The sequence below is a fragment of the Bradyrhizobium liaoningense genome, assembly GCF_018130825.1.
Taxonomy (GTDB): Bacteria; Pseudomonadota; Alphaproteobacteria; order Rhizobiales; family Xanthobacteraceae; genus Bradyrhizobium; species Bradyrhizobium liaoningense_B.
In genome coordinates this window covers 1-16505 of the sequence record NZ_JAFCJS010000019.1, presented here as the reverse complement: position 1 = coordinate 16505, position 16505 = coordinate 1, and the positions used below count along the sequence as shown (strand labels likewise).

The 16505-nt window shown below is 64.2% G+C and carries 20 protein-coding genes and 1 pseudogene; 4 read left to right on the top strand and 17 right to left on the bottom strand.

The window, feature by feature from the left end; all coding sequences use genetic code 11:
• The 17 genes and pseudogenes from JQ603_RS37815 to motA form a co-directional block, all read right to left on the bottom strand.
• Positions 1-327 (bottom strand): annotated as a pseudogene (locus JQ603_RS37815) (flagellin); the annotation flags it as partial.
• Between the two features lie 264 nt (positions 328-591).
• Entirely contained in the window at positions 592-1332 is a 741-nt protein-coding gene (gene fliP, locus JQ603_RS37810) for a flagellar type III secretion system pore protein FliP (protein WP_130365260.1), read from the bottom strand.
• Positions 1329-1772, bottom strand: a complete 444-nt coding sequence (locus JQ603_RS37805; RefSeq protein WP_212348720.1) for a flagellar basal body-associated FliL family protein — start codon at positions 1770-1772, stop codon at positions 1329-1331. The genes fliP and JQ603_RS37805 overlap by 4 nt, the downstream gene beginning before the upstream one ends.
• Before the next feature lie 42 nt (positions 1773-1814).
• Positions 1815-2510 (bottom strand): flagellar basal body L-ring protein FlgH, encoded by a 696-nt coding sequence (gene flgH / locus JQ603_RS37800; protein ID WP_211405002.1) that lies wholly within the window; start codon positions 2508-2510, stop codon positions 1815-1817.
• Entirely contained in the window at positions 2511-3272 is a 762-nt protein-coding gene (locus JQ603_RS37795; protein WP_212348717.1) for a MotE family protein, read from the bottom strand.
• Between the two features lie 67 nt (positions 3273-3339).
• Positions 3340-4470, bottom strand: coding sequence for a flagellar basal body P-ring protein FlgI (flgI, locus tag JQ603_RS37790; RefSeq protein WP_212348714.1), 1131 nt, complete (start codon positions 4468-4470; stop codon positions 3340-3342).
• Positions 4467-4943 carry a flagellar basal body P-ring formation chaperone FlgA gene (gene flgA / locus JQ603_RS37785; protein WP_212348711.1) on the bottom strand — a complete coding sequence of 159 codons (477 nt, stop codon included), beginning with the start codon at positions 4941-4943 and terminating at the stop codon, positions 4467-4469. The genes flgI and flgA overlap by 4 nt, the downstream gene beginning before the upstream one ends.
• Positions 4944-4956: 13 nt before the next feature.
• On the bottom strand, positions 4957-5745 hold the full coding sequence (gene flgG / locus JQ603_RS37780) for a flagellar basal-body rod protein FlgG (RefSeq protein ID WP_212348708.1): 789 nt from the start codon (positions 5743-5745) through the stop codon (positions 4957-4959).
• A gap of 18 nt (positions 5746-5763) precedes the next feature.
• Positions 5764-6093, bottom strand: a complete 330-nt coding sequence (locus tag JQ603_RS37775) for a flagellar hook-basal body complex protein FliE (RefSeq protein ID WP_212348705.1) — start codon at positions 6091-6093, stop codon at positions 5764-5766.
• Positions 6094-6095: 2 nt separating this feature from the next.
• Positions 6096-6512, bottom strand: coding sequence for a flagellar basal body rod protein FlgC (flgC, locus tag JQ603_RS37770; protein WP_212348702.1), 417 nt, complete (start codon positions 6510-6512; stop codon positions 6096-6098).
• An 11-nt stretch (positions 6513-6523) separates the two neighbouring features.
• Entirely contained in the window at positions 6524-6925 is a 402-nt protein-coding gene (gene flgB, locus JQ603_RS37765; protein ID WP_212348699.1) for a flagellar basal body rod protein FlgB, read from the bottom strand.
• Positions 6926-6989: 64 nt separating this feature from the next.
• Positions 6990-8075 carry a flagellar biosynthesis protein FlhB gene (gene flhB, locus JQ603_RS37760; RefSeq protein ID WP_212348696.1) on the bottom strand — a complete coding sequence of 362 codons (1086 nt, stop codon included), beginning with the start codon at positions 8073-8075 and terminating at the stop codon, positions 6990-6992.
• 13 nt (positions 8076-8088) lie between these two features.
• Positions 8089-9129, bottom strand: a complete 1041-nt coding sequence (locus JQ603_RS37755; protein ID WP_212348693.1) for a flagellar motor switch protein FliG — start codon at positions 9127-9129, stop codon at positions 8089-8091.
• Positions 9130-9131: 2 nt separating this feature from the next.
• Positions 9132-9506 (bottom strand): flagellar motor switch protein FliN, encoded by a 375-nt coding sequence (gene fliN, locus JQ603_RS37750; RefSeq protein WP_212348690.1) that lies wholly within the window; start codon positions 9504-9506, stop codon positions 9132-9134.
• 76 nt (positions 9507-9582) lie between these two features.
• Positions 9583-9888 carry a hypothetical protein gene (locus tag JQ603_RS37745; RefSeq protein WP_212348687.1) on the bottom strand — a complete coding sequence of 102 codons (306 nt, stop codon included), beginning with the start codon at positions 9886-9888 and terminating at the stop codon, positions 9583-9585.
• Positions 9869-10807 carry a flagellar motor switch protein FliM gene (locus JQ603_RS37740; RefSeq protein ID WP_433996677.1) on the bottom strand — a complete coding sequence of 313 codons (939 nt, stop codon included), beginning with the start codon at positions 10805-10807 and terminating at the stop codon, positions 9869-9871. Before JQ603_RS37740 ends, JQ603_RS37745 begins: the two co-directional genes overlap by 20 nt.
• 2 nt (positions 10808-10809) lie before the next feature.
• Positions 10810-11706, bottom strand: coding sequence for a flagellar motor stator protein MotA (gene motA, locus JQ603_RS37735; protein WP_212348681.1), 897 nt, complete (start codon positions 11704-11706; stop codon positions 10810-10812).
• 143 nt (positions 11707-11849) lie between these two features.
• Here motA and JQ603_RS37730 point away from each other — a divergent pair, with 143 nt between their 5' ends.
• From JQ603_RS37730 to JQ603_RS37715, 4 genes are all read left to right on the top strand, one after another.
• Positions 11850-12638 (top strand): DUF1217 domain-containing protein, encoded by a 789-nt coding sequence (locus JQ603_RS37730; RefSeq protein ID WP_212348678.1) that lies wholly within the window; start codon positions 11850-11852, stop codon positions 12636-12638.
• A gap of 3 nt (positions 12639-12641) precedes the next feature.
• The gene (gene flgF / locus JQ603_RS37725; protein ID WP_212348674.1) at positions 12642-13370 is read left to right on the top strand and encodes a flagellar basal-body rod protein FlgF; all 729 of its coding nucleotides are present in this window, start codon (positions 12642-12644) and stop codon (positions 13368-13370) included.
• A 48-nt stretch (positions 13371-13418) separates the two neighbouring features.
• The gene (fliI, locus tag JQ603_RS37720) at positions 13419-14744 is read left to right on the top strand and encodes a flagellar protein export ATPase FliI (RefSeq protein WP_212348672.1); all 1326 of its coding nucleotides are present in this window, start codon (positions 13419-13421) and stop codon (positions 14742-14744) included.
• Positions 14745-15703: 959 nt separating this feature from the next.
• Positions 15704-16351 carry a MarR family winged helix-turn-helix transcriptional regulator gene (locus tag JQ603_RS37715; RefSeq protein ID WP_212348669.1) on the top strand — a complete coding sequence of 216 codons (648 nt, stop codon included), beginning with the start codon at positions 15704-15706 and terminating at the stop codon, positions 16349-16351.
• The last annotated feature ends 154 nt before the right edge of the window (positions 16352-16505 follow it).

Genomic DNA, 16505 nt, shown 5'->3' with positions numbered 1-16505 from the left:
CCGGTCGATACCGGCGGTCTTGGCTTCGACCAGCAGCGCCTGGAGCTTGGTCAGGCCGGAGTCCTTGTCGCCGATGACCGTATTGAGCGCGGTGTATTCGGTGTCGACGGTCGCGGCCGACAGACCGAGCGAGTCGGAGACCGCGGAGAGCGCGGCGTTGTCGGAGCGCATCGACGTCGCAATCGACCAATAGGCAGCGTTGTCCGAAGCGGTCGACACGCGCTGGCCGGTGGAGATGCGGGTCTGCGTGGTGGAGAGCTGCGAGCTGACAGACCGCAGGGTCTGGAGCGCGGTCATGGCGGTCGAGTTCGTAAGCAGGCTTGACATTGCGAATGTCCCTTTATGTACGCGTTACATTTTCACGAGGGGACATACCGGGCTTTCACCGGTACGGAGGGGCGGCATCATGCCTTTGGACTGATATGGGTGGGGTCCAACCCGCCGTGCCGCATTGCTAGCACGTCGAATCTTGCGCCGAGATTAAGATCGGCTTGAATTTCGTAGTAATATCATATGGTTACCATTACCTTCCGGTAACCATAAGCCGGTACTTCTCGCTAACCATAACCGACCGACCGGCGATCGCGGCTGCTACGAGAACGACCGCACCAGTCCGGAGGCCAGCAGGTTCCAGCCGTCGATCAGCACGAAGAACAGCATCTTGAACGGCAGCGCGAGGATCGTCGGCGGCATCATCATCATGCCCATCGACATGGTCAGCGTCGCCACGATCATGTCGATCACGAGGAACGGCAGCATGATGAGGAAGCCGATCTCGAAGGAACGCCTGAGCTCGGAGATCATGAAGGCCGGAATGATCACGCGCAGATCGATGCGCTTGTCGTCGAACTTCTTGCGGAAGCTTTCGGCGGCAAGCGACTCGAAGGTCTGCAGGTCCTTGTCGCGGACATGGGCCAGCATGAACTCGCGGAACGGATCGGTGATCTTCAGGTAAGCCTCTTCCTCCGAAATCTCGTTCTTCATGAGAGGCTGGACGCCGGTCTCCCAGGCGCGGTCGAAGGTCGGCGCCATCACGTAGAAGGTCATGAACAGCGCAAGGCTGACCAGCACCAGATTGGCCGGCGTGGTCTGGAGGCCGAGGCCGGAGCGCAGGAAGGACAGCGCCACCGCAAATCGCGTGAAGCTCGTCACCATGATGAGCAGCCCCGGCGCCACCGACAGCACCGTGATCAGCGCCATCAGCTGGATGATGCGGCCGCTGGTCGAGCCGTTGCCGGGGGGCAGCAGCGAGTTGAGGTCCGGGATCTGGGCGAGCGCCACTTCGGGCAGCACGGCCAGAAGCAACGCGAGCAGCAGGACTTTCACTCTCACTGGATCACCAACGTCTCTATGATCAACTCGCGGACCTTGCCGGACGAGCGGATATTGGCGCGCTCGGTCAGATCATCGCGCAGATGCTGGAGCCCGCGCGATCCCTCGAATTGCGCGACCGAGGACGACCGCAGATAGGTCACGATGTCCTCGCTGATATGGGCGGCCAGGATGCCGGCATCCTCGTCGCTCATGCTCTCGGTCACCATGGAGGCTTCGACGCGGGCCCAGTTGTTGGCCGGCGCGGCGAGATTGGTCACGATCGGGGACAGCTTTCGAAGCCGGGCGCTGCCGGCGTAGCTCGACGCGATCGGCGGCGGCGTGGCGTTGTTCTTCGCGTCGGCGACGCGCTCGGCGGCCGCAAACAGATGCAGGCCCGCAAGTGCGCCCACACCGATCGCGACCAGGGTCAGCGCCACGATAGCCGCAATCAGGCGCATGACGTCCCCTGCCCTCGCGGCGCGGTCATGCCGGTGCGAACCTCAAAACGGAGCCACGGTGTCATAGATCCGGTGTCCCCATCCAGGCTGCTGCACATCAGACAGATTTCCGCGACCACCATAGGACACGCGCGCCTCCGCGATCTTGTCGTAGGAGATCGTGTTGGTTCGTGAAATATCGCGCGGACGCACGATGCCGCCGACATTGAGCACGCGCATCTCGGTGTTGACGCGGAATTCCTGCGAGCCGCTGATCATCATATTGCCGTTCGGCAACACGTCGGTGACGATGGCGGCGATGGACAGCTTGATGTCCTCCGTGCGATCGATCTGACCGTTGCCCTTGATCTGGGTGTTGGTGCTGAGGTTGGCGGTGGTCTGTCCCTTGTCGGCCCATCCCGCGACGTCCATCAGCCAGTCCAGCCCGAACTTGATCTGCGAATCCCGCGAGCGATCGGTCTTGTTGTCGAGCTTGGCCTTGTCCTGCATCGAGATGATCACCGTCACGACGTCGCCGGTACGCCGCGCGCGGGGATCGCGGTAGAGGTCGGTGCCGTCGTCCCAGGTCGAGCGGTAGCTGACGGGCGTGCGCACGCGGGGCGTCACCGGGATCGGATCGGCCTGCGTCCTCAGGCCGCTGCCGACCGGCGACAATCGCGGACCGGTCAGGACCTCGGCCGGGTCGTTGACGCATCCGGCAAGCATCAGGAGCGAGAGGATGAGGATCAGATTCTTCATCTATTTGGTCTTTCCATCATCCACGCGGCGCATTCCGCCGAGCACGTCGGCAAGATGCGCGGCGCGCGCCGTGTCCATCTCGTTGAAAATTGCGCTCGAGCTCCTCGGGCTGAGCTTGGCAAGCACGGCTGCAGCGGTCTCGTCCGACATGCCGGCGATCTGGGTGGCCGCGGCGTCCGGCTTCATTCGCGAATAGATCTCGACGACCTGCGCCTCGGCCTTCTTCAGGAAGTCGTCGCGTAGCGCCATCCACTTCTCGTATTCGGCGCGCTTGGCCTCGACCTCGGCGATCCGCTCGCGGAGCTGGGTCTCGGCCTTCTCCAGTTCCTTGACCTGCCAGGCGAGCCTCGCATCGACGGCGGGATCAGCCACGTTGCTGCAGAACAGGGCAACCTCGTTATCGGCGGGCACGGCAGCCTGCGGCGGTGCGGGCTTCGGCGGCGCCGTGACGCTGCCGGGTTTGGCCGGACGTGCGGGCGCCGGGGCTGGCGCCTGTGCAGGCGTCTCCGAAGCCGGCACCGCGCCCGTGATCGCGGGGCCGCTATCTTCGGCCGCCCACGCCGTCGCCCGCATCGACGCATTGTCACCCGGGATCGGCGTATGCGGCTTCTGCGGTCCCGGCGCGCGGGCACGGGCGAAGGAAAGCAGGTTGAGCGGCTTCGACGGCTTGGCTTCATCCAGCGCAAGCACGGGCGAAGCGCCCGCGAGCGCCGCGGCCGCGACCAGCAGAAGGAGTTTGGCTTTGTGATCCAGCTTCAGCATCGGGACGCGCGCGATTCTCGGTCGAGACTTGAGCATTGAGCGACCAAGCTTGCACGACGCTTATGCATCATTGGACGATGACGTCGGCCTGCAGCGCGCCGGCCGTCTTGATCGCCTGGAGAATGGCGATGATGCCCGACGGCTTGAGGCCGATCTGGTTCAGCCCGCGAACCAGGCGCTGGAGGTCGACGCCGCTCAGAATGGCCACCTGCGATCCGGCCTCGTTGGCCTCGACCACGGTCTGGGGAACGACCACCGTCTGGCCCCGCGAGAACGGAGCCGGCTGCGACACCACGGGCATCTCCGTGACGCGGACCGTCAGATTGCCGTGCGTCACCGCAACCGTCGATATCCGCACGTCGCGTCCGATCACTACCGTGCCGGTACGCTCGTTGATCACCACCCGCGCAGGCGTGTCCGGCTCGACGGTCAGTTCTCCGATTTCCGCCAGGAAGCGAACCGGGCCGACATAGCGCGGCTTCGACAGCACGATAGTCCGATAGTCGCGCTCGAAGGCGATCTGCGAACGATAGCGGCCACCGGCATAGCGGTTGACGGCGTCCAGGATACGCGTTGCGGTGACGAAATCCGGGTTCTTGAGCTCCAGCACCAGGAATTCCATCTCATGGAGGCTTCCCTGCACCTCACGCTCGACCAGCGCCCCGTTCGGGATGCGCCCGGCGGTCGGCGTGCCCTGGCTGACGTTCTGCGCCTGGCCGCCGACGCTGTAGCCGGCAACCGTGACCGCGCCTTGTGCCACCGCATAGACCGCACCGTCCGCAGCGCGCAGCGACGTCATCACCAGCGTGCCGCCGAGCAGCGAGGTCGCATCGCCGAGCGACGACACCGTCACGTCCATCCGCTCGCCGGGCCCGATCGAGGGCGGCAGGTCTGCCGTCACCATCACCGCCGCGACGTTGCGCGTGCGCAGCGTGGTGGGGCGCGTCGGATTGGTGGTGCTCGTGGTCTCGTTCCTGACGTTGATGCCCATGTTCTCGAGCATCGATTGCAGGGACTGCTCCGTGAACGGGGCATTGCGCAGCGTGTCGCCGGTGCCGTTCAGGCCGATGACGAGGCCATAGCCGACGATCTGATTCTCACGCAGCCCCTTGATATCCGCGATGTCCTTGATGCGGACGGCGGCCTGGGCGCTGGCGGCGCAAAGGACGAGGACGAGCGCAAGCAGGACTCTGGTCATGACCCGTCCACGACCTTGACGGTGCCGTCCGGCTGGACGACGCCCCTGATGATCACGCCGGTATCGGTGTTGCGCACCGGAATGAGCGCGCCGGCCGCGCCCGACTGCATCGCCGAGCCGTAAGTGACGATGGACAGGCCGCTGTCTTCGACGACGACCTTGACCATGGCGCCGCGGGCGACAGTCCAGGGATCTTCCACCGCGTTGGTCGGGATCGGCTGGCCCGGCAGCAGCGCGCGCCGGGCCATGCGGCCGACCAGAACCTGACGTCCTTCGATGAACATGGCGACGCCGAGCAGGTTCGGCGCGAAGGCGCGCTCCGTTATCATGTCGTCGCGGATCAGCTCGCCGGCTCGGATCGAGACTGCCGGCACGGGCAGCCGCTTCTCCTCGGCCACGGCGACGCGCGCGGAGACGAGAACCAGCAGCACGGTGGCCAACCCGCGCACGATCAGGCCCACCCTGTTCAACATGGACACACCGGAACTAGCGAAGGCCCTTCGATACGGTCGAGGCCATTTCATCCGAGGCCTGGATGACCTTGGCGTTCATTTCATAGGCGCGCTGCGCCGAGATCAGCTCGGTGATCTCCTTGACGGGATCGACGTTCGAAGCCTCGAGATATTGCTGGTTGATCTTGCCGTAGCCGGCATCGCCCGGTAGTCCGACGACCGGTGTGCCGGACGCCGTGGTCTCGCGATAGAGATTGCTGCCGAGCGGCTCGAGACCGGCCTCGTTGGCGAAGTTGGCGAGGTTGAGCTGGCCGATCTGCCGCGGGTTCACTTCGGTGTCCAGCTTGGCGAACACCTGACCGGTCTGGTTGACCGTGACCTGGACCGTGCCCTGCGGGATCGTGATTGCGGGATCCAGCAGGTAGCCGTCGGTGGTGACGAGCTGGCTGTTGGCATTGGTGTTGAACGAGCCCGCGCGGGTGTATTGCACCTCGTTGTTGGGGCCCAGCACCTGGAACCAGCCGCGACCGTTGATCGCGAGGTCGTAAGGGTTGCCGGTCTGGGTCAGCGCGCCCTGAATGTGCAGTTTGCGGATCGCCGCCGACTTGACGCCGAGGCCGAGATTGGCGCCCTCCGGGATCGGCGACGAGCCGTTGACGTTGGCAACGCCCTGCATGCGGTCCATCTGGTAGAACAGATCGGTGAATTCGGCGCGCGCCCGCTTGTACGACGTCGAGTTAATGTTGGCGATGTTGTTCGCGATGACTTCGATATTGGTCTGCTGGGCGTTCATGCCCGTAGCCGCAATGGCGAGCGATTTCACTGACCTTACTCCCTCAGATCAAATCGACATCCGGACGACTTCCTGGTAGGCCTGCACGACCTTGTCGCGAACCGCGACCACCGTCTGCAAGGCCTGCTCGGCCGACATCAGCGCCTCGACGACCTTCCGCGTCGACTCTTTGCCCTGCATCGCCGAGATCGACGCCGCTTCGCCCGCCTTCAGCGTGCCGATTGCGTCGGTCGTCACCTGCTTCATCACCGATTCGAAGCCGACATCGTCACCGGTCTGGACCGGAGCCGTCGCAGCGGGCGAGATGGCCTGCGTCTCGGTGGCGCGAGACGCCGCCTGGCCTGCGGAAATCGCGGTGGATGAAATCGCCTCAAGCATTGTCAGCTCCTCAGAAGGTCGATGGTCATGCCCAGCATCGACCTCACCTGTTTCACGACCTGGAGATTGGCCTCATAGGACCGGTTGACTTCCCGCATGTCCGCCATCTCGATCATCATGTTGACGTTCGGCAGCTTGACGTAGCCGGCCTTGTCGGCGGCGGGATGCCCGGGATCGTACTCGACGCGGTATGGCGTGGTGTCGACCCCGATTTCCTTGACCTTCGCGAGCTGCGCGCCGGAGGCACGGTCCATCGCGGCATCGAACGTGATGGTCTTGCGCTGATACGGATCGGCGCCGGCGGTCCGGCCGGTTGAGGTCGCATTGGCGAGGTTTTCCGAGACGATGCGCATGCGCGTCGACTGCGCCTCGAGCCCGGAGCTCGCAACCGTCAGAGAGGCGCTCAGTGCGTCCAGCATGTCAATTCACCTCAGGTTTTCACGCTCGACAGCAGCATGCGATGGAACGAGCGCACGACCGCCGAATTCATCGAGTAGTCGCGATTGACGTCGTTGCCCTTGATCATTTCCTGCTCGAGGCTGACGGAGTTGCCGGAATGAACCACTTCCCAGCTGTCCTTCTTGGCAGTCGCGCGCGTCTCGGTCTCGGCGGCGGACAGCTGAAGGTGCGACGACGACGTCGTCGCAAGCCTGACCGGCATCGTGTCGAGCACCTTGTTGAACGGCTCGACGTCGCGCGCCTTGAAGCCGGGCGTGTTGGCGTTGGCGACGTTGGTGGCAATGGTCGACTGGCGAAGTTCGAGGTACCGCGCCTGCGACGATGCGAGTTCGAAGAGATAAAGCGGTCCCACGACAGCCCCATTCCGGTCCATTCGGGAGAACCCTAGGGCGTTAAGCTTTCGTCAAGCTGTTGCGCGAAGCACCATCCTCGGAAATCTACTGAACCTTCTCAGGGCGCGGGGCCTGCTTCGACTGCAGGAAGTAGATGATCTCGGCGACGGGCCGGAAGAATTCCGCCGGAATCACCTGATCGACCTGAACCGCCTCGTAGAGCGCGCGCGCCAGCGCCTTGTTCTCGATCACCGGGATCCTGTTCTGCTCGGCGACCTCGCGGATCTTCAGCGCGATCACGTCCATGCCCTTGGCCACCACGAGCGGCGCCGGGTTCTCCTCGCGCTTGTAGCGCAGCGCGATCGCGAAGTGGGTCGGGTTCGCGATCACGAGCGTCGCGCGCGCAGCGGAGGCGATCATCCGCTGCCGCGAGCGGTCGCGCGCCAGCGAGCGCAGGCGCGCCTTGACCATTGGATCGCCCTCGGCCTGCTTGTGCTCGTCCTTGATCTCCTGCTTGGTCATGCGCAGTTCGCGCCGCCAGTGGAAGCGCGCCCAGGCGAGATCGATCGCGACCAGCACGATGGTCGCGATGCAGATCGCCGAGACGATCCGCATCGCGATGTTGAGGATCATCTCCGGAAGCGCGACCGGATCGGTGTACATCGCCTCGAACGCCCTCGCTTCGGACGAGCGCAGCACGACGGCGACGACGGCGCTCACCGAACCGAGCTTGAACAGCGACTTCGCAAACTCGACGAGGCCCTGCGTCCCGAACAGCCGGCTCCAGCCGCCGATCGGGGAGATCCGCGACAGGTCCGGCTTGATACGCTGCAGCACCAGGCGCGGCACATTCTGCAGCAGCGAGGCCGCGAGCCCGAACACCATCAGGATGACGACCAGCGGCACCAGGAACCTGAACGCCTGGAGCCCCACCACCGTGAGGAGGTTCTGAGCATCGGCCCCGGTGCTGAGGGGAAAGCCCTCGGGGTCATCGAGCAACCCCTTCAGCGTCGGCACCAATTGCTGCACGCCCTGGCCGATCAGGAATGCCTGGATCACCATCAGCGCGGCCATCGAGGCGAAGATGGATGCCTCCCGAGAGACCGGAATTCTACCCTGTTCGAGCGAATCACGGACTTTCTTCTCGGTCGGCTCTTCTGTCTTGCTCTCCTGATCGGATGTTTCTGCCATGCCCGTTCAGCGGTCAGCGGAAGACCAGCTCATCCTCCTGGTCGGGGTTGAGCTCGATTTCGCCCTTCTCCGCGAGGTCGAGTGCGAGGTCGGTGATGACGCGGCGCGCCTCGAGCACGTCGCGCTGGTTCGACGGTTCGCCGCTGGCGAGCTCGGCCTCGACGACGCGACGGACGCGCGATGCGACCGAGGACAGGATCAGCTCGCGGAAGTGCCTGTCGGTCCCCTTCAACGCGATCACGATGCGGTCGGTCGGCACCTGGTCGAAGATCATGGTGCGCGCCTTCGGCGCCAGGTTGATGACGTCGTCGAAGGTGAACAGCAGCTCCTTCAGCACCTCGGCCGACTTCGGCCGCTTCTCCGACAGACTCTTCAGTATGTCCTCGATGTGGCCGCGCTCCATCTTGTTGATGATGTCGGCGACACGGGCATAGGTGTCGGCGCCGAGGTTGCGGGCGAAGTTCAGCGTCAGATCTTCGTGCAGCGTCTTCTCGAGGACCTTCATCGCATCGTCGACGATCGGCTTGAGGCTGAGCACACGCCGCATCAGCTCGTTGCGCAGGCTCGACGGCAGCTGGCTCATCACCTTGGCAGCGCAGGACGGCTTGACCTTGGACAGGATGAGCGCCGCGGTCTGCGGATGCTCCTTGGAGAGATAGGTCGCCAGCGAATTCTCCGACACCGACGAGACGCGGTCCCACACCGACCGGCTCGAATTACCGAGCAGATCCGTCATGATCGCCGAGACCTGGTCGGCCGGAAGCACGTCGCCGAGCACGGCTTCCAGACCGCCGAGGGTGCCGAGAATGTTGGCGCCCATCGAGAACTGCTGGGCGAACTCCTCGACGATGCCTTCAAGCTCCTGCGCCGTGATCGGCCGCAGCTCGGCCGCGGCCTTGGTGACGACCCGGATCTCCTGCGGCTCGAACTGCGCGAGCACGCTCGCGGCCGCCTGCCGGCCCATGGCGAGCAGGAGCGCGGCGACCTTTTCCGTTCCACCCAGCGTGGCAACGCCTCGCTGCTTGACGGGAGCGATGCCGACCTGTGCAGCCATTGTCAGGTATCACCCTGCCCCAAAGGCCCGACGATCTCCGTGAGCGAGACGCCGAAGCGGGAATTGTCCTCCTCGACCACGACCACCTCGCCGCGGGCGACGATGCGACCGTTGACGACGACGTCGACGGGCTCGCCGACCCGATGATCGAGCGGAACCACGGCGCCGCGGCCGAGCTTCATCAGATTCGCCACCGGAATGGTCGCCGATCCGAGCACCACCTGCATGGTGACGGGAATGCGCAGGATGGCGTCGACATTGGCGAACTTGCCGGTCTCCTCGGCCGTGCGCTGGGCGATCTCCGCCAGCCGCTCCAGCGGAGACGTCTCGGTCTCTCCCGATGCAGGTGCAGACTCATAGTCGAAGGATTGCGCCATTTGGTATCGCCTCTTGGTATTTCCGCTTTCGAAGCGCCGCGACGCTCCGACCGTAATTGTTCCGCCGGTCCGAGCTTCAATGCTTGTTCACGTCGGCGCCACCTGCGGATGCGAGCCCGCTTCTGGCGTCGAGCGCCGCGATCGCCTCGTGGGCCTGATCGATCTTCGTGCTCAGCACGTTGGCGAGTCGCCCGAGGTTTGCAGTGGAGTCATGTGCCGCGTTGATGACCGTGTCGAAGGCGCCCGCCGTCTCGTGGACGATGGTCGAGAATTCACCCTGATAGCTGCGCAACCGCGCCAGCTCGCGGTGCATCTTGGTCACCCGCATGCTGGTGAAGGCGAGCGCAATGAGCAGCACGGCATCAACGAGATAGGATATCATCGACGAACTCCCGTTTCTGATCCACGGGATCCGCCACCTGCATGGCGTAATAGCCATCCAGCTGGCCGATCTGACACCAGAACAGCACCTGATTGTTGCTTTCGAGACGAGCCAGCGTGCGCGGCGTGGCTTCGAGCTCGAGCACCTGTCCGACCTGGAACTTCACGACGTCGTCGAGCGTCACCATCTTCTCGTCGAGCACGGCAGTCAACGTCACTTCGGTCTTGTTGACCTCGCTCTCCATCTGCTCGCGCCAACGCGGATCCGACGCACGACCGTCGCTGACGACGACATGGGCGAGCTTCTGGCGCAGCGGGTTGAGTGCAGAGTGCGGAATGATCAGGAACATCTGGCCGCCGCGATAGAGCGCCTGCACCATCATGTTCGCGCAGATCGACATGTTGCTGCTGCGGCCGATCGCCAGCGACGCCATCGCCGTCTCGACCCGCTCGACACGGAAGGTGACGTTGGACGTGCCGGCAAAGGCGCCCTGCAGCGCCTTGGCGAACCGCTCGAACAGGGCCTGGACCAGGCGGATCTCGATGTTCGAGAAAGTACGCTCGACGTCGAGCGGCGGCTCGGCCCCGTCTGAGCCGAACATCGCCTCGACCATCGTGAACACGAAGTCGCGATCCAGCATGATGATGACGCGCGAGTCCCATTGCTCGGCATAGAGCACGGCGGCGACCGCGTTGCCCTCGTAGTCCTTGATGATGTCGCCGAGGGGGTCGTTGGTAATGCCGTTGACCGAGAAATAGCAGGGCGTTCCCGCCATCGGCTGCAGGCTGTCCGTGCACGATGCCGCCATGCGATCGAAGATCACATTGAGCATCGGCATGCGTTCGATCGAGATACCCGCCGCATCCAGCAGGTAGTTCGGCAGCTGCTTCCGCTGGTCGACCTCGACGTCTTCCATCATCGTCATGCGCGGGCCGCCTTCGGTTCAGCGTCGGCAACGACCGCCTTGGGACCTGCGATCGTCTCGTTCTCGACGACGTCGATCGAAGGACGCTCGTTGCTCGAGATCATCTTGCGGCCGTGTTCGACCGCGATCTGCGGCATGGCGCCGTTCATGAAGGCCAGCAGCGTCTGCTTGACGATGATATAGGGCCGGCACTTCTTCTCGCGCATCATCTTGATCTTGATCGCGAAGGGCGAAAGGACGCCGTAGGATATGAAGATGCCGGCGAAGGTCCCGACCAGGGCGGCGCCGATGAAGCCGCCGAGCAGCTTCGGCGACTGGTCGAGCGCGCCCATCGCCTTGATGACGCCGAGCACCGCGGCCACGATGCCGAGCGCCGGCATCGCCTCCGACACCGTCACCAGCGCATGGTAAGGCGCCAGCTTGCTCTTCACGATGGTGTGGATCTCCTCGTCCATCAGCGCTTCGATCTCATGCGTGCGCGCGTTGCCCATGATGATGAGACGGACATAGTCGCAGATGAACTGGAGCAGTGAGGGGTCGCCGAGCACGTTGGGGAACGCCTTGAAGATCTCGGACGAGGAGGGATCGTCGATATGCGCCTCCACCTCGTTGCGGCCCTTGCCCCGCAGCTCACGCATCAGGGCGTGCAGCGCGCCGAGCAGGTCGAGATAATAGCGCTGTCCGGGCACCGCGTTGGTGATGGCCTGCATGCAGGCGACCCCGGTGTCGACGACCGTCTTCCACGGATTGGCCAGGATGAAGGTGCCGACCGCGGTGCCTATGATGATGACGAATTCCCACGGCTGCATCAGCACGGCCAGATGCCCGCCCATGGCGGCAAATCCGCCGAGCAGCGCCGCCACCGTGATGAATATCCCCACGAAACTGCCCAACGCGCCGCTCCATCGCCGATCCCACCGGGAATATCTAGTTGGCGAGCCTTGCGCGAAGCTGGCTTGCCGCATCGTCAGCCTCGCGCAAGCAATCCGCGGCAGCTTGGGACGACGTCGCAATTGCGGCCAAAGGGGCGCGTGTCATGCTATCCACCATCGCGGATTACACCAGACTGACCACGGACCTGGGCAAGTCGATGACCCAGGTCGCGCAGGAGCCGGACGTCAGCCGCGAGACCGATTATTTTCTCAGCCATATCGGCAATGTGAAGACGATCGACGACTTCCTGAAGGACTATCGCCTCTACTCCTATGCGATGAAGGCCTACGGCCTCAGCGACATGACCTACGCCAAGGCGTTCATGCGCAAGGTGCTGACCGAAGGGGTCTCGGATTCGGACGCCTTCGCCAACAAGCTCAGCGATACCCGCTACCGGCAATTCGCCACCGCCTTCAATTTCGCCGCGCTCGGCGACCAGGCGACCCAGACCACGGCAGCCACGACCGGTACGGCCACCCAATACGTCACGCAGACGATGGAGGAGAAGGCCGGCGACCAGAACGAAGGCCTGCGGCTGGCGCTCTATTTCACCCGCAAAGCCTCCACGATCACCAACGCCTACGAGATCCTCGCCGACAAGGCGCTGACGCAGGTGGTGCAGACCGCAATGGGCTGGTCGTCGACGATCAGCTCGTCCGACATCGACATGCAGGCCAAGTTGATCACCGACAATATCGATCTCACCGATTTCCAGGATTCGACCAAGGTCACCAAATTCGTACAGCGTTTCGCGGCGATGTGGGACGCGACCCAAGCCCAGAGCGATACCTCGACCAATCCCGCGCTGGTCCTGATCGCCGGCGCCTCGACGTCGATCAGCATGGATACCGACATGCTCACGACGCTTCAGAACATCAAGTTCAACAGGTAAGTCATGCAATCCGCTCTCTATGTGGGATTGTCGGCGCAGGTTGCCCTCGAAAAGCGCCTCCAGACGATCGCCAACAACGTCGCCAACGTCAACACGGCGGCATTCCGCACCGACGTGGTGAAGTTCGAGACCGTGCTGTCCAAGGCCGGCGCAAACCCGGTCGCCTTCTCCTCGCCCGGCGACAACATCATCTCGCGCGAGCAAGGCAGCATCACCGAGAGCGGCAATCCGCTCGACGTCGCTGTGGTCGGACAGGGCTTTCTCGCCTTCGCCGGTCCGAACGGCACGGTCTATACGCGCGACGGCCGGCTCCAGATCGCCTCCAACGGCGACCTTCAGACGGTGTCCGGCTTCCCCGTCATCGATGCCGGCGGCGCCCAGATCACACTCGACCCGAACGGCGGACCGGTCTCGATCTCGCGCAGCGGCGCGATCACCCAGGACAACAACGAGATCGGCACCATCGGCCTGTTCAACATTCCCGCTGACGCCAATCTCGAGCGCTACGGCAATTCCGGCGTCACGCCCGACCGGCCCGCGACCGCCATTGCCGATTTCTCCCGCGACGGCTTCAAGCAGGGCTACGTCGAGGGGTCCGGCGCCAACCCGATGATGGAATTGACCAAGCTGATGGCAGCCTCGCGCGCCTTCGACGGCACCAATTCGATGATCGAGGGCACCGAGAGCTCGCTGCAGAACGCAATCCGGACGCTGGGCGAGCCGGGCAAATAGACTCGCAAGTAGAGTGCGCCGCGTGCGCAATGAGGGTGGACGGTTTCCTTGAACGCTCTTCGGCAACTCGAGTGGGCCCTGCTGGAGCTTCAGCAGAGCACTCCCCTGGCCAGCGTCAGCGGCGCGATCTCGGAGATCGCGCCGACGCATTTCCGTGTCTCCGGCCTGTCGCGCTTCGTCAGGCTTGGTGAGCTGATCGGCGTCAATTCCGGCGGCAAGCCCCAGATCGGCGAAGTGGTCCGGATCGACAGCGACGGCATCATCGCCAAGCCGTTCGACCGGCAGTTCGGCGGCGGCCTCGGCTCCGTCGCCTACCGGATGCCGCCGCTGTCCTTCGCGCCCGATCCGAGTTGGAAGGGCCGCGTCATCAACGCGCTCGGCGCCCCGCTGGACGGACAGGGTCCGCTCACGCCGGGATCGCGCGCCGTCTCGGCGGAGGCCGAGGCGCCGTCGGCCATGAAGCGCGCGCGCGTCCACAAGCCGCTGCGCACCGGCGTGCGCGTCATCGACCTGTTCTCCCCGATCTGCGCCGGCCAGCGTGTCGGCATCTTCGCCGGCTCCGGCGTCGGCAAATCGACGCTGCTCGCCATGCTCGCCCGCAGCCAGGGCTTCGACACCGTCGTGCTGGCCCTGGTCGGCGAGCGCGGCCGCGAGGTGCGCGAATTCATCGAGGACGTGCTCGGCAACAACCGCAGCCGCGCCGTCACCATCGTATCGACGGGAGACGAGAGCCCGATGATGCGGCGGCTGGCGCCGAAGACGGCCATGGCGGTCGCCGAATATTTCCGCGATCGGGGCGAATCGGTCCTGCTGATGGTCGATTCGATCACCCGCTTCGCCCACGCGGCCCGCGAGGTCGCGCTCGCCGCCGGCGAGCCCGCGGTGGCGCGCGGCTACGCACCGACGGTCTTCACCGACCTTCCGCGCCTTCTGGAGCGCGCCGGCCCCGGCGAGGAGGGATCCGGCACCATCACCGGCATTTTCTCCGTGCTGGTCGACGGCGACGACCACAACGAGCCGATCGCCGATACCATCCGCAGCACGCTCGATGGGCACATCGTGCTCTCCAGGCACATCGCCGACCAGGCCCGCTATCCGGCCGTGGACGTCCTCGCCTCGGTCTCCCGCCTCGCCCACAACGTCTGGGACCCCGAGGAACGCGAATTGGTGAGCAAGCTGCGCACCATGATCTCCAAATACGAGGACACCCGGGACCTGCGCCTGATGGGTGGATACCAGTCCGGACGCGATTCGGGCCTCGACCAGGCGGTCGACATGGTTCCGCGGATCTACAACGCCATGCGGCAGGACGCTTCGGCGCCACCGAGCGCCGACCCGTTCCGCGAGCTCAGGGACATGCTCAAGGGCGACTAAGGCGCGACGAGATCCGGATGGATCGTCATCGTGCTTTAGGTTGTTGTTACGGATGATCTTTCCGGAAAACCGCTTCGCACTTTGCGCTGACGCAGCCCTCCAGCTTTAGCGGGAACGGGACGGGGCGCGCGGCGTCCGCGGTTTCGCCTTGCTCACGATTTCGGCGGTCGGTCACGCATGGCGCCGCGCTGACGGCGCATGCACACCATGGCTGCCGCCGCCTTCCTCTCAGCGCGCTTCAACCGTTCGGAGGAGCATGGGCGGCCACGTCGCAGGGGGGCGAATCGTCGATTCTCCGAATCGCTTCAACAACAACTGCCGCGTGTAATCCTTGCGGGTTCCCTCGGGCAATTCTCCCGCGGATCGCACAAGTTGTGGATGATTCATCAACACACATCGCCTTGGTCATGCACAAGCTTCGATCAAACTGCATCAACGGCAGACATCAACATGCTGTGCAATCAAACCGTCGTATAGTTGCGTGCATGTTGCGCGCGGGACAGCGTATTGCGTTCACCATCATGTGTCCCTGGAAGCGAGATTGTCTTGAACGTTACATTCGCCTGCAGCGACATCCAGTCTCCGAGAGCGTCTCTACTTGATTTTGTTGAGAAGCTCATTCATCGTTTCGGCGGAAGATAAGAAACGTGTACGTGTGACTTGAACTTCAGGGGCTTCGGTTGAACTACTCCGATCCATCATCCGCTGGTGACGGCAACTCGGGCTCCCGTGCGACGACGCGATTGGTATGCCATCGGCGTAACCTCACGCTCCGGACTGCACCACGCGCATCGGTCCGTGTCGGACACGCTGCAGGCCGTGCCTTCGAGCAGAGGCCGGGCATGACATGCTCATCGGACGTCTCCAGAGGTCTGACGTTCCTCGAAGGATTCGCGAGCCAGGGCGCAAGGCGGCTTCGGGACGCCGCAGACGAAGTTCCGGGGGCGAGGTAGGAATCCATGCCATTGGCAAGAGAAGCCGTCGAGCTGCTGGTCCAGGCGGCGAGGGCTTGGTATTTTGAAGGCAATCAGCATGGATTGCGCGACCGGGAATGGATGGCACTGCGCTTCCTCGGCCGGGCCAACAGGTTTTCGCGCACACCGTCCGCACTCGCCGGCTTCATCGGCGCCACCAGGGCGACGGCGTCGCAGATCGTGAAGACGCTGGAGAGCAAGTCCTTCCTGGTGCGAAAGCCATCGCATGAGGACAAGCGCTCTGTGGTGCTCCACGTCACCGCGCAGGGCGAGAAGTGCCTGAGCCAGCACGACCCAATCAACCACGTGGTGAATGCGGTCACGGCGCTCGGCACCGACGAGTGCATCCGCTTGCGCGACTCCTTGCGGGAGGTCCTCAACCACCTCGACGCCGCGCATCAACGACTCGATGCCAGCATCTGCCGTGACTGCATGTTTCTCGCCGAACGCGGCCCAAGCATCGGTCCGGCCGCCGCAAAGGGACGTGCGACCGCCGAGTTCATGTGCCGGTTGTATCGCGCCCCCGTTTCGCTCGAGGAGACCGAGCTGCTCTGCACCAGTTTCGAGCGCACCCGCGACCGCCCCAAGATCGAGGAGCATCTCGATCGCGCCCGCGTGGCGAGCCAGGGCTGAGGCACGCGCAATTTCCGGGCGGTAGCGAGAGCAAGGCTTGCCGATAGTTTCACGGGCATCGGTATAATCGCCTCATATCGTCATTGCGAGCGCAGCGAAGCAATCCAGACTGCTGCCGCGGAAAGATTCTGGATTGCTTCGCGCGCTCGCAATG

Coding starts and splice junctions, on each gene's coding strand:
- JQ603_RS37805 (WP_212348720.1), bottom strand. CDS start 1,772: ATGCGCCTGATTGCGGCTATCGTGGCGCTGACCCTGGTCGCGATCGGT.
- flgH (WP_211405002.1), bottom strand. CDS start 2,510: ATGAAGAATCTGATCCTCATCCTCTCGCTCCTGATGCTTGCCGGATGC.
- JQ603_RS37795 (WP_212348717.1), bottom strand. CDS start 3,272: ATGCTGAAGCTGGATCACAAAGCCAAACTCCTTCTGCTGGTCGCGGCC.
- flgI (WP_212348714.1), bottom strand. CDS start 4,470: ATGACCAGAGTCCTGCTTGCGCTCGTCCTCGTCCTTTGCGCCGCCAGC.
- flgA (WP_212348711.1), bottom strand. CDS start 4,943: ATGTTGAACAGGGTGGGCCTGATCGTGCGCGGGTTGGCCACCGTGCTG.
- JQ603_RS37775 (WP_212348705.1), bottom strand. CDS start 6,093: ATGCTTGAGGCGATTTCATCCACCGCGATTTCCGCAGGCCAGGCGGCG.
- flgC (WP_212348702.1), bottom strand. CDS start 6,512: ATGCTGGACGCACTGAGCGCCTCTCTGACGGTTGCGAGCTCCGGGCTC.
- flgB (WP_212348699.1), bottom strand. CDS start 6,925: ATGGACCGGAATGGGGCTGTCGTGGGACCGCTTTATCTCTTCGAACTC.
- flhB (WP_212348696.1), bottom strand. CDS start 8,075: ATGGCAGAAACATCCGATCAGGAGAGCAAGACAGAAGAGCCGACCGAG.
- JQ603_RS37755 (WP_212348693.1), bottom strand. CDS start 9,129: ATGGCTGCACAGGTCGGCATCGCTCCCGTCAAGCAGCGAGGCGTTGCC.
- fliN (WP_212348690.1), bottom strand. CDS start 9,506: ATGGCGCAATCCTTCGACTATGAGTCTGCACCTGCATCGGGAGAGACC.
- JQ603_RS37745 (WP_212348687.1), bottom strand. CDS start 9,888: ATGATATCCTATCTCGTTGATGCCGTGCTGCTCATTGCGCTCGCCTTC.
- JQ603_RS37740 (WP_433996677.1), bottom strand. CDS start 10,807: ATGATGGAAGACGTCGAGGTCGACCAGCGGAAGCAGCTGCCGAACTAC.
- JQ603_RS37730 (WP_212348678.1), top strand. CDS start 11,850: ATGCTATCCACCATCGCGGATTACACCAGACTGACCACGGACCTGGGC.
- flgF (WP_212348674.1), top strand. CDS start 12,642: ATGCAATCCGCTCTCTATGTGGGATTGTCGGCGCAGGTTGCCCTCGAA.
- JQ603_RS37715 (WP_212348669.1), top strand. CDS start 15,704: ATGCCATTGGCAAGAGAAGCCGTCGAGCTGCTGGTCCAGGCGGCGAGG.